This is a genomic window from Azoarcus sp. KH32C, assembly GCF_000349945.1.
Taxonomy (GTDB): Bacteria; Pseudomonadota; Gammaproteobacteria; order Burkholderiales; family Rhodocyclaceae; genus Aromatoleum.
Genome location: NC_020516.1, coordinates 4,488,517 through 4,503,143, shown reverse-complemented (window position 1 = coordinate 4,503,143; position 14,627 = coordinate 4,488,517). Strand labels below are relative to the sequence as shown.

The window sequence follows — 14,627 nt, the reverse complement described above, 5'->3', positions numbered from 1 at the left end:
AATGGCTATCTGTGGGCGGCGATCACGACACCGCCGGCGTGCTGCGGGTCGGTCGTGATGCGCCAGCAGTGGTCGGAGTTGTCGACGAGGAAGAGGTCGTAATCGCCGGCGCGCGTCGCGGGCGTCTCGCTTTCCATGTCGGAGGCGTCGCAGCGCGTGAAGACCATGCCGGGAAGGGCTGCGCGCAGGGTCGGCAGCGGGTTCTCGGCGGGCGCGGTGCGGCCCAGCAGCGTACAGACGTGAGCGAGTTGTTCGGGCGAGACTGCCATTTCAGTCTCCCAGGCGGCGCGCTTCGACCGTGATCGGCAGCCGCGTGTCGGGCGCGAGGTCCGGCAGTTCCAGCTGCCAGCCGTTGCCGAGCGTGACCTTGCCGCCCCAGAGGCCTTCCTTCTCCATCGCGACGATGGGCTCTTCGAGGTCCTTCTTCGGCACATAGGCCGACAGCGCGCCGGCGTGGTCTTTGCGGATCATGACTTTCATGGTGCGAGCTCCAGGTTTGCGTGGATCGGATTCATGCGGCCTCCCCGAGCAGCGGGCGGACGATGCCGGGCAGCAGGTCGAGCACGCGGTTGATGTCGACGGCGGTGGTGTCGCGCCCGAGCGAGAAGCGCAGTGCGGCGAGCGCCTCGGCGCGGCTCTGGCCCATCGCGAGCAGCACCGGCGAGGGTTCGGTGCCGCCGGCGGCGCAGGCCGAGCCGCCGGAGACGCAGACGCCGGCGCGGTCGAGGCGGTCGAGCACGATCTCGGCGTCCACGGTGGCGAAGCGCAGGTTCGAGGTGTTGCCGAGACGTTCGGCGCCAGCGCCGGTGATGCGGGTCTCGGGCAGGCGCCGGATCAGCCCGGCTTCGAGGCGGTCGCGCAGTGCTGCGATGCGCGGTATGTGCTCGGCAGGGGCACGCGCCGCGAGTTGGGCCGCGATGCCGAAGCCGACGATCGCCGCAAGGTTCTCGGTGCCACCGCGGCGGCCGCGTTCCTGATGGCCGAAGACCAGCGGCGGCAGCGCGAGCTCCTTGCGCAGGTAAAGGGCGCCGACGCCTTTGGGGCCGTGCAGCTTGTGTGCGGACAGCGTCAGCAGGTCGATCGGCAGCTGCGACAGGTCGATCGTCACGCGGCCGGCGGCCTGCACGGCGTCGCAGTGGAAGAGCACGCCACGGCGCTGCGCGATCGCCGCGATGTCGGCGACCGGAAACAGTATGCCGGTCTCGTTGTTGGCCCACATCAGGCTCACGAGCGCGGTGTCGTCGCAGATCGCCATATCCAGTTCGGCGAGATCGAGCTGGCCGGCTGCGTCGACGCCCAGCCTGGTCACGCGCACGCCCTGGCTTTCGAGGTGGCGGAAGAGCATCAGCGAGGACGGATGCTCGACCATGCTCGTGACGACGTGGCGCTTGTCCGGCCGCGTCGCGAGAGCGCCGAGGATCGCCATGTGGTTCGCCTCGGTCGCGCTCGCGGTGAAGACGATGCGCGCCGCGGCGGTCCCGACCAGCGCAGCGACCTGGGCGCGCGCGATGTTGAGGCGTACCTTCGCTTCGGCGCCGAGCCGGTGTGCGCTCGACGGATTGCCCCAGCCGTGTTCGAGGCAGTCCGTCATCGCGGTGACGACTTCCAGCGCGGGCCGCGTCGTCGCGTTGTGGTCGAGGTAGATCGGCGCGTCCATGGATCGCTGTCCGTTCAGGGCCAGAAGACGCGGTAGGGATCGGCGAGCAGCGCCATCAGCACCGCGTCGATCTGGCGGCCGCTGTCGTAGAACATCCATTCGCCGCGCGCGTGGTCCTTCGAGTACAGCCGCCAGTTGCCGGCGGCAGCGTCATATTCGAGGCGCGCGATGTCGATCTCGCCACCGGATTCGTCGACGGTGCGCGAGCAGCACGGACTGACGACGCGATAGCCGTCCTCACAGGCTTCGACGCGTGGCGACACGTAGCGGTAGCGCATGCGCTTTTCGAGCAGGCGCTCGATGCGCCGCAGGTCCACTTCGTTGGGATGGGTGCGGAAGCCGAAGCGGGCGGCGGGCGCGGGCGCCGCGGCCATTGTGGCGGGGGCGGCGGGGGCGGGGTCGGGAGATTTCATCGCGCGGGCCTTCATGATCACGGCGCCCGCACGATTTCTTCTTCGAGGCAGCCGATGACGCTGCCGTCGGGGAACTCGACGAGGTACACCGGCGTGTCGGTCTCGGTGTGGCGGCCGACCTGCACGACTTCGCCGATCGTCCCCGCGCCGGCGAGCAGCGCGTCGGGCGCGCGTTCCGGGTAGGAGCCATCGTTGAGCAGGTCGGCGACGGCGACGACGCGCATGCCCCAGTCGAATTTGGGCAATCTCAAGTCCATCATGATGCGGCTCCGGAGGTCATGGTGAGCGGGGGGGCGGCGAGGGACTCGTCGTCCTCGTCTTCGGTGGCGGCGTCGAGCGACACCAGCTCGCGTCCCTTCATGCCGACGCGGTAGCCGTGATCGACGAACTCGACGCCGTAGATGTAGAACTGCTGCAGGAAGGTGCCGATGCTGCTGACGTAGCCGACGTCGCCCTTCTTGACGAGGATGTCGCCGATCTCGCGGCCCGGGAAGGTGCCGTCGTTGCGCACGGTCTTCGTGCTCATGACTTTCTCGCCGTAGTTGAAGCGGGGCGGCGCGTTGAGTTCGACGATGTCGCCGTCGCGGTTGATCTTCATGGCGTGCTCCTCGTTTCGGTCGGGTTCATGCGACGCGGTCCTCGAATCGCCCGCGCGCGGCTTCGCGCACCGCCGCGTCCTCGTCGTCGAGCAGCGGGGCGAGGCGAGCGGGCTCGATGCGCTGGGCGACTTCGTAGCGCACGCGCCAGTCGGCGTCGTCGATCAGCAGCGCGACCTGTGTGGGCGGCAGGCGCTGCGCGACGATGAGGCGGACGGCCGGATCGGCGTCGCCCGCCATCGCGCGCAGGGCGTCAAGGTCGAGACGGCGCGCGACCTCGACCCGCACTTCGCGGTCCGGATCGTCCGCGAGGCGCGGCAGCAGCCCGGCGGGCAGCCGGCGAGCGACGATGGTGCGCACGTAGTAGTCCGCGTCGCCGATCATCGACTTCAGCTCGGACGCGTCGAGCCGCGCCGCGACGCGGATGCGCACCTCGCGGTCGGGGTCGTCGCGCAGCTGCATCAGGTAGCGCTGCGGCAGGCGCTGCGCGACGCTCCAGCGCACCGTCTCGTCCGGATCGCCGATCAGCGCGGGCAGGCGGAAGACGTCGGCGTGTTTTGCGGCGACCGCGCGCACTTCGAAGTAGGGGTGGTCGAGGCTTTGGTCGGCGACGCCCGGATTCCACGCGAAGAAGCGGTCGATGCGCTTCGCGTAGCGGTCGGCGACGCAGGCGTGGCCCGGCGCGCAGCGGCCCGCGTCGCGCAGCTCGCGATGGGGGCAGCTCGCACAGTCGATCGCCCGGCCCTGCCAGTCGACGGCGGGGATGCCGTCGGAGGGGGAGTCAGGGGCGGGGACCATGATCGTGCCTTCAGGCCTTGCGCCGGATCGAGTCGATGCTGACCGCGGTCACCCCCGCCGGGCCGGCCGGCGCGCTCGTGCTGCAGCCGCAGGCGGCGGCGTTCGGGTTGATGAAGCTCAGCCCCGAGCTCATCGGCGTTTCGGCGAAGTCGATCGTCACGCCTTCGAGGAGCAGCCGCGATTCGGTGGGCAGGATCAGCTTGAGGCCGTTCCAGTCGAGCGTCGCGTCGCCGCTCCTGGGCGCTTCGACGTTGAACTCCGAGGCGTAGCCCGAACAGCCGCCCGCGCTGACCTCGAGCCGGAAGCCGGCTTCGGGACCTCCGCCGCCGAAGCGCACCATGCGGCGCATGAATTTTTCCGCGGCGGGCGTGATCGTGATGTTCATGTCGCGCTCTCCTCAGGCGGCCTGGTAACGGGGGTAGGCTTTGTCGATGACACAGGTGTCGTCGACCGGACAGACGGCGACGCACTGCGGCTCATCGAAGTGGCCGAGGCACTCGGTGCATTTCGCGGGGTCGATGACGAAGGTGCCGTTCTTCTCGCGGATCGCGACGTTGGGGCACTCGGGCTCACAGGCCGAACAGCCCGTGCACTGAGAGGAAACGATCTTGTAGGCCATGATTTTCTCCTGATGATGTCTGGGTGGGATCTGCCGCGCCGCTCACGCAGCGGCGATGTAGGCGCCCTGGCGGATGTCGGCGTCGCCGCGGTCCTGATGGACGATTTCGCCGGACGCGACCTTCGCCAGGTAGTCGCGGAAGTACGCGATCGCCGACTGCTCGATGAACTCGTAGGCATAGCGATCCACCGGCTCGATGCCGGCCGCCTTCAGCTCGTCGCGCGGGCAGCCGCCAATCTTCGCGACGAACACCGCGTGGCAGTCGTTGATCGCGCGGATCACCGTCGGCAGGGTGTCCTCCTCGCCGTAGCCGCCCTGGCAGTAGAGATCGACGCGGCGGTGGCCGACGAACTTGGCCCCGGTCGTGGAGAGCTCGTACACCTGGAACTCGCTCGCGTGACCGAAGTGTTCGTTGACCTTGCCTTCGCCCTTGGTCGCGACCGCGATCAGCAGCTTGATGTCGCTGTCGGCGCCGGCGAGCCCGGCGAGCTCCGCCTGCTTCGCCGCGACCTTCGCCTGGCGTTGCTCCTCGACGAGTTCCTGATAGGCCTGGCGCGTCGCCGCGTCGTACTCGACCTCCATCGCGTCGATCTTCTCGGTCGTGAACTCGGCGCTGCGGTCCTCGCCCAGCAGCCCGACGGCGTCGGCGCGGCACTGGCGGCAGTGGCGCATCATGTTCATCTCGCCTTCGCAGGCGTCCTGCAGCGCCTTCAGCTCCTGCGCCGAGGGGCCGCGCTGGCCGTTGAGGCCGAAGACGGTGCCGTGCTCGGGCGCCGAGATCAGCGGCATGATGTTGTGCAGGAAGGCGCCGCGCGACTTCACCGCGCGGTTCACCTCCACGAGATGCTGGTCGTTGATGCCGGGGATCATCACCGAATTGACCTTGCACAGGATGCCCGCCGCGGTGAGCATCTCCAGGCCCAGCAACTGACGCTCGCTCAAGATGCGCGCCGCGTCGATGCCCTTCCAGCGCTTGTTCTGGTAGTAGATCCACGGGTAGATGTGCTGCCCCACCTCGGGATCGACCATGTTGATCGTGATCGTCACGTGATCGACGTTGAAGGACTTGATCGTCTCGACGTGATCGGGCAGCGTCAGCCCGTTCGTCGACAGGCAGAGCTTGATGTCCGGCGCGGTCTTGGAGATCAGCTCGAAGGTCTTGAAGGTCTTTTCCGGGTTCGCGAGGGGGTCCCCGGGGCCGGCGATGCCCAGCACCGTCATCTGCGGGATCGCGGAGGCCACCGCGAGCACCTTCTTCGACGCCTGCTCGGGCGTGAGCTTCTCGCTGACGACCCCTGGGCGCGACTCGTTGGCACAGTCGTACTTGCGATTGCAGTAGTTGCACTGGATGTTGCAGGCGGGTGCCACCGCGACGTGCATGCGCGCGTAGTGGTGGTGCGCCTCTTCGCTGTAGCAGGGATGGTTCTTCACCTTCTCCCACACTTCCGGCGACATATCGGCCGGCCCTGCCGACGAGCCGCAGCTCGACTTGCCGCTGCCGCCGGACGTGCCAGATGAGGTGCCGCAGCCCTTGTGTTCCGCGACCTTCTCGAGCAACTGCTGCAGCGGCTTGATTTCTTGCACACCAACGTAGGCGGTAGGTTCCATGGAGACCTCTGACTCGGTGAATTGGTGACGGGAGGCTTGCCCCTTCGATCTCCCTACAGCCAGAACCATGCCACGGGTGTTAATCTAGTAAAATCAAGTGCTTGTCTTGGTTTTGCGATCTGTGTGAAAAGCGACAATCCGGACATTCGCAACGCATGCGTCGGGATTTGTCGGGCGGCTTTGCTGCGGTGCGATAAGGTGCTCATTCAAATAGAAACGGCGCAGACGTGGGTCCGCGCCGTTTCAGGGCGAGCCTGCCTGCCGCGGTGCGTCAAAACTTCTTCACGCGGATCTCGTGCTTCTGCAGCGCGTAGCCGAACTGGCGCGGCGACAGGTTTAGCAGCCGCGCCGCCTTCGCCTGCACGCCGCGCGACTGCTCCAGCGCCCACAGCAGCGTGTCGCGTTCCGACAAGTCTGGCGATGGCTGCGGCGCCTTCGCGGACTCCGGCTCCATCGGGACCTGCTTGATCGGAACCGTGCCGAAGCTGCTCCGCACCGGGGTTTCGCAGCTGTCCTCGGTGCTCAATACGTGCAGCACCTGCGTCAGGCAGCGGTTGAAGTGGCAGGGGATGTTCGTTTCGCGGATCACGCCGCCGCGCGTCATCGTCGCCGTGCGCTCGATGCAGTTTTCCAGTTCGCGCACGTTCCCCGGCCAGTAGCAGTGCTTCAGGATATGCATCGCCTCGGGGGCGATGTCGAGCTCGCGGTCGTTGTCACTGCAGTAGCGCGTCAGGAAGTGCTGCACGAGTGCCGGGATGTCCTCGCGGCGCTCGCGCAGCGGCGGCATGAAAATGCTCACGACGTTGATGCGGTAGTAGAGGTCCGAGCGGAACTCGCCTTTCGTGACCGCGCGCTCCAGGTCGCGGTTGGTCGCGGTGATCAGCCGCACATCGACCTTGATCGGTCGGTTGCCGCCGACGCGCTCGAACTCGCGCTCCTGCAGCACGCGCAAGAGCTTCGCCTGGAAGGCGAGCGAGATTTCACCGATCTCGTCGAGGAAGAGCGTGCCGCCGTTGGCGAGCTCGAAGCGCCCCTTGCGCTCGAACTGCGCGCCGGTGAAGGCACCCTTTTCGTGGCCGAAGAGTTCCGATTCGAGCAGCGTCTCTGACAGCGCCGCACAGTTCACCTTGATGAAGGGGCCGTCGCGGCGCGGGCTCAGGTAGTGGATCGAGCGCGCGATCACCTCCTTGCCGGTGCCGCTTTCGCCGCGCAGCAGGATCGTCGAGCGCGACGGCGCCGATTGATGCACCTCGGCGAACACCTTCTGCATCGACGACGAGTTGCCGACGACGTTCTCGAGACTATAGCGCTCGCGCCGCCGGGGCACGGCGACGACGTGCGGATCGGCGGCAGGCGCACCCTCGGATACCCCGGCCTCCCGGTGCAGCCGCACCGCCTGTCCGATCAGGTTCGCGACCATCTTCAGCAGATTCACGTCCTCGTCGAAGCGGTGAGACGGATTGAAGATCACGCGTTCGATGCCCATCACGCCCACGACCTCGCGGCCGGTCTTGATCGGCACGCCGATGTAGGCGACGCGCCGGCCATGGCTTTCGAGCTCGACGGTGCAGCCCTGGCAGTGCTGGAACTGCGGCTCCTTCGTGATATCCGGGATCACGATGGGCATGCCGGTCTTGAAGATGCGTCCCGGCAGTCCGTCGCCGACGCATTCGCGGCACTTGCGGAATTCGTCGCCGGACATCCCGCTTGCACCGACGAGGTGCAATTCGCCGGATTCGTGCACCAGGCTGATCGTGCCCTGGCGGGTTTCGAAGTAGATCGCGAAGACGTTGAGGATCTTGCGCAGCATCTTCGGCAGCTCCAGGGGCTCGCCCAGGATCTTGCTGATCTCATAGATCGTCACCAGCTGGAGATGCTCGTTACGGACCGGAGTCTTGCTCATCGGCCCCTCCTAAGCGAATAAGCGGACATCAATAATGCCTTCGGCATTTCTGCTGCCGAGGGTCCCCGCCGCGGCGGCTGCGTGCTGCCCGGGCCGTTCGGCTGCGAATCGATGGTTTGCCAGACGCAAGCTCTGTGCCGTATGTCACGAATGTCGTGCGATCCGCGCGCGAGGCGGCTGGCGCTGCCGTTGTCCGCGACACGTGTGTGCTGCATTGCAACATTCAAACCTGACAATCGCGACAGGCTGTCGGATTCACGACACCGCTCGTGTCGCTTCGCGCGGCAAATGATGTCGACAAATACTATTTGCGCCAATAGAATCGCCGGTCCGCAACCGGGCCGGCGGCCCGGGGGCGAGGTGTGCCCAAATGTCTCAAACGGGAATTGCACGCTTGCCTCACGGTCAATCGAGGTTACGGCGACAACAACTATGAGGAACAGACACGCCGATGGATCCCACGATCTGGCCGACATGGCCGCTCCACTTCAAAGCCCCCTTCGGTCTCGCCATTGCACTGCTGTGCGCCGGCCTCGGCGGGGAACTGGTGGCACGCTTTGCGCGCGTGCCTCGCATCACCGGATATTCGCTCGCTGGCCTGCTGATGGGGCCCGCGGTCTTCGGCTGGTTCGGTCGCGATGACGTCGCCGGCCTGCGCATCGCCGTCGATCTCGCGCTGGCGCTGCTGCTCTTCGAGCTCGGGGTGCGGCTCGACGTGCGCTGGTTCCGCGCCAATCCCTGGATTCTGGTCTCCAGCGTCGCGGAGGCCTTGCTGAGCTTCGTGCTGACCTTCATGGTCCTGCGCTGGCTGGACTACAGCAACGGCATGTCGGCGACTGTTGCGGCAATCGCCGTCAGCACCTCGCCCGCGGTCGTGATGCGGGTCGTCGCCGAGATCCGCGCCGAAGGGCAGGTCACGCAGCGTTTGCTGGCCTTGTGCGCGCTCAACGTCGCCTATTCGCTGGTGCTGTCGAACCTGATCGTCGGCGGCATGCACGGCGTGTTCCGCAACGACTGGACGGCGGCGCTGCTGCATCCGCTCTATCTGATCGGCGGTTCGCTCGCGATCGGTGCGGCCCTTGCCTGGGCTTTCCGCCAGTTGCGGCGCAGCCTCGACCTGTCGGACGAGCAGGGCGTGGTCGTGCTCTTCGGCTTGCTGCTGTTCGTGCTCGCGCTGCTCAAGACGTTCAAGCTGCCGGGCATGCTCGCGCCGCTGATCGCCGGCGCGATCGTCAAGTACATGGACCCGCGCCCGCAGCTGTGGCCGCGCCACTTCGGCACCGCGGGCGGCGTCCTGGTCGTGCCGCTCTTCATGCTCACCGGCATGTCGGTGACGCTGCAAGAGATCGCGGCGGGCGGGCTCGTGGGGCTGGCGCTGCTGCTCGCGCGCGCGGTCGGCAAGACTGCCGGCGTCGCGCTGACCGGGCCGGTGAGCGGCATCACGCGGCGTCAGGCGATTGCGCTCGGTGTCGCACTGTTGCCAATGTCGGGCGTGGCCTTCGTGATCGCCGAGGACATCCGGCTGATGTATCCGGATTTCGGCGCGAAACTCGTACCCATCGTCATGAGCATGATGGTCGTGATGGAGCTGCTCGGGCCCCTTGCCGTTCAGAGGGCTTTGCAGCGCGTGAGCGAAAACTGCACGGGAGATCGATGATGGCACTGGAAGCTTTCGGCCAGTCGCGTCCGTTGACCCTGGGGGTCGAACTCGAACTGCAAATCGTCAATACCCATGACTACGATCTCGTCGGCGGCGCCGAGGACCTGCTGCGCACCCTCGCCAAGCGCGAGCTGCCGGGCGACGTGAAACCCGAAATCACGGACAGCATGATCGAGGTGTCGACCGGCATCTGCGAGCACTATGCGGACGTCAGCGAACAGCTCACCGCGATCCGGGACGCCCTCGTCGAGGCGGCGGGCAAGTTCAACGTCGGTATCTGCGGCGGCGGCACGCACGCCTTCCAGCACTGGGGCGAGCGCCGCATCTTCGATGCGCCGCGCTTCCACCACCTGTCGGAGCTGTATGGCTATCTCGCCAAGCAGTTCACGGTGTTCGGCCAGCACGTGCACATCGGCTGCCCGGGGCCGGACGTCGCGCTCTACCTGCTGCATTCGCTGTCGCGCTACCTGCCGCATTTCATCGCGCTGTCGGCCTCGTCCCCCTTCGTCCAGGGCTCGGATACCGGTTTCCAGTCCGCGCGCCTGAACTCGGTGTTCGCCTTCCCGCTGTCGGGGCGCGCACCCTTCGTCGAGTCGTGGGCGGACTTCGAAACCTTCTTCGACAAGATGACCGCGACCGGCGTCGTCGAGAGCATGAAGGACTTCTACTGGGACATCCGCCCCAAGCCCGAATTCGGGACGATCGAGGTGCGCGTGATGGACACGCCGCTCACGGTGCGCCGTGCGGCGCAGCTTGCCGCCTACATCCAGTCGGTGGCGCGCTACCTGCTCGTCGAGCGGCCGCTGCGGCCGGCCGAGGACGACTACCTGGTCTATACTTTCAACCGCTTCGAGGCTTGTCGTTTCGGCCTGGCCGGCACTTTCGTCGATCCCCGCACGCACGAGCACCGCAGCATCGCCGAGGACATCCTGGCGACGATGGACCGCATCGAGCAGCATGCGATCGAGCTCAAGGCCGACGTCCCGTGCCGCGAATTGCGCGAGATGGTCGCCTTCGGGCGCAACGATGCCGAAAGCCTGCGCGCGGACTTCGCCGAAACGCGTTCGCTCAACGACATGGTCCGCCTGCAATGCCTGCGCTGGAAGACGTAGGCGAACCGGAGGACGTCAGACGATGAGGACTTCGTGAGCCGCGGTCCATTACGCATCGGAATGTCGGCCCGCCTGCTGCACACGCCGCCCCAGGAGCTCGGCTTTCCGGGCAAGACCCTGCAGTACCTCGAACAATCCGTCGCCCACTGGATCATGTCCCACGGGGCGCTGGCCTTCATGATGCCCACGATCGGCGAGCATCTGGGCATTACGCGCGCGGCGATCTCGGTGCACGACTACGTCGCGGCGATGGACGGGCTCGTGCTGCAGGGCGGGGCCGACGTCAGCCCGTCGACCTACGATGAAGCACCGCTGCGCCCGGAGTGGGCCGGCGACCGCATCCGCGACCTCTACGAGATCGAGCTGCTGTGGGAGTTCGTGATCCAGGGCAAGCCGGTGCTGGGCATCTGCCGCGGCATGCAGTTGATCAACGTGGCCTGCGGCGGGACGCTGTACCAGGACATCCTCGAACAGCGTCCGGGCGCGCATGCGCACCGCGATCCGGTGCTCTACGACCAGTTCCATCACGAGATCGAGGTCGAGCCCGGGTCGATGCTCTCGCAGATCTACCCCGAGCGGCCGCACGGTCGAGTGAATAGTATCCACCACCAGGCGGTGAATAAGCTTGGCAGTGACCTGGCAATCGAGGCGCGATCCAGCGGCGACCGGATCGTCGAGGCGATCCGCTGGCTCGGCAGCGGCTTCCTCTTCGGGACGCAGTGGCACCCGGAGTTCCACGTCGCCGGCGGCGACCTGCTCGACGGTGGTCCGATCATGTCATCGTTCCTCGCCGCAGCGCGGGCTGCGGCGGAGAATTAACACTAAGGTATTAGATAAGCTCTGCAGGAGGGACGACCGGTGAGCACTGGGCCACACATCCGCAGGGCGCATGCCAGCACTGCCGACCCGGGCGACGGCGGCCATGGTTGATCGGCCGATTCCGGATGATCCGGAGGGGCTGCGCAGCGAGGTCGTGCGCCTGAAGAAGATCGTGCGGGCGCTGATGGGGCGAGCCGAGCGCGACATGAACGCCCGCCACACGGATTTCGGCTGGTTCCAGGACACGATCCGGCTGGAGGATCAGGTGCGTGCCCGCACCCGCGAGCTGGAAGAGGCGCAGCTTCACATCGAGCGCATCAATCGCGACCTGCAGAGCGCGAAGGACAGGCTCGAGCGCGAGGTGGACGAGCGCCGGCGCGCGAATGCCGCGCTGGAGCAGGCGATGGAGCAACTGGTGCAGACCGAGAAGCTCGCCGCGCTGGGCAGCCTCGTCGCCGGCGTCGCACACGAGCTCAATACGCCGCTGGGCAATTCCCTGACCGTCGCGTCGGCCTTGAGCCAGCTGGTTCAGGGGTTCAACGAGCAACTGGAGGCGGGCACCTTGCGCAAGCAGACGCTGGTCGATTTTGTCGCGCAGTGCCGCGATGCGGCCTCGCTGCTCGAGAAGAATTGCCGACGCGCCGCCGAATTGATCGGGAACTTCAAGCAGGTGGCCGTGGATCAGACGAGCATGCGCCGTCGTCGCTTCGACCTGCGGCAGTCGATCGAGGAGGTCTTGTCGACCCTGCACCCCAAGCTCAAGCACACGGCCTACGGTCTCGAGCTCGCGGTGCCGGCGGGGATCGAGCTCGACAGCTTTCCCGGGCCGATCGAGCAGATCGTCGCGAACCTCGTGAACAATTCGCTGCAGCACGGCTTCGAGGGGCGCTCGGAAGGGCACATCCATATCGCGGCGGAAGTGGTCAGCGGCGGCCAGATCCTGCTGCACTACAGCGACGACGGTGCGGGCATTCCGGACGCGATCGCGAAGCGCGTCTTCGACCCCTTCTTTACGACGCGGCTCGGCCGCGGTGGAAGCGGACTCGGTCTATACATCGTATACAACCTCGCGACGGCCGCCCTCGGGGGCACGATTGAACTGACGAGCGGAGCGGGCCGCGGAGCGCGCTTCGACCTGCGCTTTCCGCGCGTGGCGCCTTCAACGGCCTTGAGGGGAGAGGAGCATGATGGTCCAGGATGAAGATCTGATCGACTTCGCCGACGACGTCCCGCCACCCTCGCGGCGCGATGGGGAGCCGGCGGCGCGGTGGACGCTGCTGATTGTCGATGATGACGAGGAAGTCCATGCGGCCACGCGTTTCGTGCTCAAGGACGTACAGCTGTGCGGCCGTCCCTTGCGTCTGCTGCATGCCAACTGTGCCGCCGAAGCCGCCGCCTGCCTCGCGCGCGAGCCGGACGTCGCCGTCATCCTGCTCGACGTCGTGATGGAAAGCTCCGATTCCGGCCTGATGCTGGTCCGGCATATTCGCGACACGATGCAGCGCAGCGAGGTCCGCATCGTGCTGCGTACCGGTCAGCCGGGCTACGCGCCCGAGCTCAAGGTCATCCGCGACTACGACATCAACGACTACAAGACCAAGGCCGAGCTCACCCATACGCGTCTGATCACCACACTGACGGCTGCCGTGCGGGCCTACGACCAGATCCGCACGATCGCCGAGAACCGTCGTGGCCTCGAACTGATTGTCAGCGCGTCGGCCGATCTGATGGAAGCCCATGCGCTCAACACCTTCGCCGAAGGCGTGCTGACCCAGATCGCGGCGCTCCTGCACCTGCCCGGTGACGGCATCGTCTGCGCGCAGAAGGGCTCACCGCTCGACGATCGCGACAAGGTGCTGCACGTCGTCGGCGCCGCCGGGCGCTTGGCCCCTTACATTTCCCATCCGCTCGAACAGCTCGGTGACCCCGAGATCACTGCCGTGATCCGCGACTGCATCGCGCGCAAGTCGCACGGCTTCGGTCCGCGGCACACGGTGCTGTACCTGCACGGCAGCCATCACGAGGCGGCGGTGTTCCTGCGTACCCATGCCTTGCTGGAGGCGGGGGATCGCCAGCTCGTGACGGTCTTCGCATCCAACCTGTCGTCCTGTTTCGGCAACATCAAGCTCGTCGAGCGGCTCAATCACCTGGCCTTCCACGATCCGCTGACGGGCGCCGGCAACCGCGTGAGCTTCCTGACGGATCTCGCCGAGGCTGGCGCGGGCGAGCGTGGAAGCGGGCTCGTCGCCTGCCTGCTCGATCTCGACCGCTTCACCGACATCAACAGCGCACTGGGCCACGACGTCGGCGACCAGCTCCTGCTCGCGGTGGCGGCGCGGCTCGCCGAGGCCTTTCCCGGCTGCGCGCTCGCGCGCGTCCACGCCGACGGCTTCGGCCTCATCGGTCCGGCGGCGCTGCTCACGCCCGAACGGGTCTTCGCCACGCTGCAGGCGCCGTTTGCGGCCGGCGAACAGCAACTGGCCGTGACGGCGAGGCTCGGCCGCTGCCAGATCGAGCCCGGCACCTCCGGCAACACGCTATTCCGTCGCGCGGAAATGGCGCTCACGCAGGCGCGCATGTCACCCGATCGACGCGAGTGCGACTTCAAGCCGGCAATGGAGGAGCGTACGCGACGGCGCCTGGACCTGATCCGCCACTTGCGACACGACTTTCTCGCCAACCGGTTGGCCGTCTGGTACCAGCCCCAGGTCGCGCTTGTCGGCGACGGGCTGGTCGGCGTCGAAGCCTTGCTGCGCTGGCCGTCCGACGACGATTTCGTCCAGCCGCCGGACGTGTTCATCCCGCTCGCCGAAGACTCGGGCCTGATCACCGCGATCGGCGAATGGGTCCTCGACCAGGCTTGTGCCACCTTGCACCGCCTGCAGCAGGCCGGCGGCCCCGCGCTGCGGATGGCCGTCAACGTCAGCATGCCCCAGTTCCGCCTCGTGGATTTCCCGGCGGCGGTCGCGCGCGTGCTTGCCGCGCACGGTATTCTGCCGTCGGCGCTGGAGCTCGAGATTACCGAAAGCATCCTGATGGAGGAACCGGGTGTTGTCCTCGACAACCTGAAGGCGCTGCGGGAAAGCGGCGTGCACATCAGCGTCGACGACTTCGGCACCGGCTATTCGTCGCTCGGCTACCTGCGCGAACTCCCGATCGATACGCTCAAGATCGATCGATCCTTCGTCGTCGAGATCGATTCCGGGCGCGGCGATCTCTTCGCCGAAATGATCGTCGCGATCGCGCGCAAGCTCGGCGTCGGCACGATCGCGGAGGGCGTGGAATCGGCCGCCCAGCTCAGCCGCCTGCGCGAGCTTGGCTGCGACATCGTCCAGGGCTTCCTCTATGCCCGGCCGATGCCGGTCGAGGCGCTCGAAGCGTGGATCGCCGGCCGACCGAAGGACCACGTGCGCCACTGAAGGGCGTTGATATACACCTGCTT

General features: G+C 66.9%; 16 protein-coding genes. 5 read left to right on the top strand and 11 right to left on the bottom strand.

Annotated features, from left to right (window positions below):
• Nucleotides 1-5: 5 nt before the first annotated feature.
• The 11 genes from AZKH_RS20175 to nifA all read right to left on the bottom strand — a co-directional run bounded on the left by AZKH_RS20175 (nt 6) and on the right by nifA (nt 7,594).
• Complete coding sequence (locus AZKH_RS20175; protein ID WP_015437649.1) at nt 6-269, bottom strand: hypothetical protein; 264 nt, start codon at nt 267-269, stop codon at nt 6-8.
• A 1-nt stretch (nt 270) separates the two neighbouring features.
• The gene (gene nifT / locus AZKH_RS20170; RefSeq protein ID WP_015437648.1) at nt 271-480 is read right to left on the bottom strand and encodes a putative nitrogen fixation protein NifT; all 210 of its coding nucleotides are present in this window, start codon (nt 478-480) and stop codon (nt 271-273) included.
• Between the two features lie 31 nt (nt 481-511).
• Nucleotides 512-1,657 carry a cysteine desulfurase family protein gene (locus tag AZKH_RS20165; RefSeq protein ID WP_015437647.1) on the bottom strand — a complete coding sequence of 382 codons (1,146 nt, stop codon included), beginning with the start codon at nt 1,655-1,657 and terminating at the stop codon, nt 512-514.
• 14 nt (nt 1,658-1,671) lie between these two features.
• Complete coding sequence (locus tag AZKH_RS20160; protein WP_197538736.1) at nt 1,672-2,070, bottom strand: DUF3024 domain-containing protein; 399 nt, start codon at nt 2,068-2,070, stop codon at nt 1,672-1,674.
• A 17-nt stretch (nt 2,071-2,087) separates the two neighbouring features.
• The gene (locus AZKH_RS20155; protein WP_015437645.1) at nt 2,088-2,330 is read right to left on the bottom strand and encodes a nitrogen fixation protein NifZ; all 243 of its coding nucleotides are present in this window, start codon (nt 2,328-2,330) and stop codon (nt 2,088-2,090) included.
• A complete protein-coding gene (locus tag AZKH_RS20150) occupies nt 2,327-2,668 on the bottom strand; it encodes a nitrogen fixation protein NifZ (RefSeq protein WP_015437644.1) in 342 nt (113 codons plus the stop codon). The genes AZKH_RS20155 and AZKH_RS20150 overlap by 4 nt, the downstream gene beginning before the upstream one ends.
• A gap of 25 nt (nt 2,669-2,693) precedes the next feature.
• Nucleotides 2,694-3,464: a 4Fe4S-binding leucine-rich repeat protein gene (locus tag AZKH_RS20145; protein ID WP_015437643.1), complete on the bottom strand. Its 771-nt coding sequence runs from the start codon at nt 3,462-3,464 to the stop codon at nt 2,694-2,696.
• Between the two features lie 10 nt (nt 3,465-3,474).
• A complete protein-coding gene (locus AZKH_RS20140; RefSeq protein ID WP_015437642.1) occupies nt 3,475-3,849 on the bottom strand; it encodes an iron-sulfur cluster assembly accessory protein in 375 nt (124 codons plus the stop codon).
• A 12-nt stretch (nt 3,850-3,861) separates the two neighbouring features.
• Nucleotides 3,862-4,083 (bottom strand): 4Fe-4S binding protein, encoded by a 222-nt coding sequence (locus AZKH_RS20135; protein ID WP_015437641.1) that lies wholly within the window; start codon nt 4,081-4,083, stop codon nt 3,862-3,864.
• 42 nt (nt 4,084-4,125) lie between these two features.
• Nucleotides 4,126-5,691 carry a nitrogenase cofactor biosynthesis protein NifB gene (gene nifB, locus AZKH_RS20130; RefSeq protein WP_015437640.1) on the bottom strand — a complete coding sequence of 522 codons (1,566 nt, stop codon included), beginning with the start codon at nt 5,689-5,691 and terminating at the stop codon, nt 4,126-4,128.
• A 271-nt stretch (nt 5,692-5,962) separates the two neighbouring features.
• Nucleotides 5,963-7,594 (bottom strand): nif-specific transcriptional activator NifA, encoded by a 1,632-nt coding sequence (nifA, locus tag AZKH_RS20125; protein WP_015437639.1) that lies wholly within the window; start codon nt 7,592-7,594, stop codon nt 5,963-5,965.
• Between the two features lie 451 nt (nt 7,595-8,045).
• Here nifA and AZKH_RS20120 point away from each other — a divergent pair, with 451 nt between their 5' ends.
• From AZKH_RS20120 to AZKH_RS20100, 5 genes are all read left to right on the top strand, one after another.
• On the top strand, nt 8,046-9,251 hold the full coding sequence (locus AZKH_RS20120) for a cation:proton antiporter (RefSeq protein ID WP_015437638.1): 1,206 nt from the start codon (nt 8,046-8,048) through the stop codon (nt 9,249-9,251).
• A complete protein-coding gene (locus AZKH_RS20115) occupies nt 9,248-10,366 on the top strand; it encodes a YbdK family carboxylate-amine ligase (RefSeq protein WP_015437637.1) in 1,119 nt (372 codons plus the stop codon). The genes AZKH_RS20120 and AZKH_RS20115 overlap by 4 nt, the downstream gene beginning before the upstream one ends.
• Nucleotides 10,367-10,399: 33 nt before the next feature.
• Nucleotides 10,400-11,185 (top strand): gamma-glutamyl-gamma-aminobutyrate hydrolase family protein, encoded by a 786-nt coding sequence (locus AZKH_RS20110; protein ID WP_015437636.1) that lies wholly within the window; start codon nt 10,400-10,402, stop codon nt 11,183-11,185.
• A 70-nt stretch (nt 11,186-11,255) separates the two neighbouring features.
• Nucleotides 11,256-12,386 carry a sensor histidine kinase gene (locus AZKH_RS20105; protein ID WP_015437635.1) on the top strand — a complete coding sequence of 377 codons (1,131 nt, stop codon included), beginning with the start codon at nt 11,256-11,258 and terminating at the stop codon, nt 12,384-12,386.
• A complete protein-coding gene (locus tag AZKH_RS20100) occupies nt 12,370-14,604 on the top strand; it encodes a bifunctional diguanylate cyclase/phosphodiesterase (RefSeq protein WP_015437634.1) in 2,235 nt (744 codons plus the stop codon). Before AZKH_RS20105 ends, AZKH_RS20100 begins: the two co-directional genes overlap by 17 nt.
• Nucleotides 14,605-14,627 lie beyond the last annotated feature (23 nt).

Coding starts and splice junctions, on each gene's coding strand:
- AZKH_RS20175 (WP_015437649.1), bottom strand. CDS start 269: ATGGCAGTCTCGCCCGAACAACTCGCTCACGTCTGTACGCTGCTGGGC.
- nifT (WP_015437648.1), bottom strand. CDS start 480: ATGAAAGTCATGATCCGCAAAGACCACGCCGGCGCGCTGTCGGCCTAT.
- AZKH_RS20165 (WP_015437647.1), bottom strand. CDS start 1,657: ATGGACGCGCCGATCTACCTCGACCACAACGCGACGACGCGGCCCGCG.
- AZKH_RS20160 (WP_197538736.1), bottom strand. CDS start 2,070: ATGAAATCTCCCGACCCCGCCCCCGCCGCCCCCGCCACAATGGCCGCG.
- AZKH_RS20155 (WP_015437645.1), bottom strand. CDS start 2,330: ATGATGGACTTGAGATTGCCCAAATTCGACTGGGGCATGCGCGTCGTC.
- AZKH_RS20150 (WP_015437644.1), bottom strand. CDS start 2,668: ATGAAGATCAACCGCGACGGCGACATCGTCGAACTCAACGCGCCGCCC.
- AZKH_RS20145 (WP_015437643.1), bottom strand. CDS start 3,464: ATGGTCCCCGCCCCTGACTCCCCCTCCGACGGCATCCCCGCCGTCGAC.
- AZKH_RS20140 (WP_015437642.1), bottom strand. CDS start 3,849: ATGAACATCACGATCACGCCCGCCGCGGAAAAATTCATGCGCCGCATG.
- AZKH_RS20135 (WP_015437641.1), bottom strand. CDS start 4,083: ATGGCCTACAAGATCGTTTCCTCTCAGTGCACGGGCTGTTCGGCCTGT.
- nifB (WP_015437640.1), bottom strand. CDS start 5,691: ATGGAACCTACCGCCTACGTTGGTGTGCAAGAAATCAAGCCGCTGCAG.
- nifA (WP_015437639.1), bottom strand. CDS start 7,594: ATGAGCAAGACTCCGGTCCGTAACGAGCATCTCCAGCTGGTGACGATC.
- AZKH_RS20120 (WP_015437638.1), top strand. CDS start 8,046: ATGGATCCCACGATCTGGCCGACATGGCCGCTCCACTTCAAAGCCCCC.
- AZKH_RS20115 (WP_015437637.1), top strand. CDS start 9,248: ATGATGGCACTGGAAGCTTTCGGCCAGTCGCGTCCGTTGACCCTGGGG.
- AZKH_RS20105 (WP_015437635.1), top strand. CDS start 11,256: ATGCCAGCACTGCCGACCCGGGCGACGGCGGCCATGGTTGATCGGCCG.
- AZKH_RS20100 (WP_015437634.1), top strand. CDS start 12,370: ATGATGGTCCAGGATGAAGATCTGATCGACTTCGCCGACGACGTCCCG.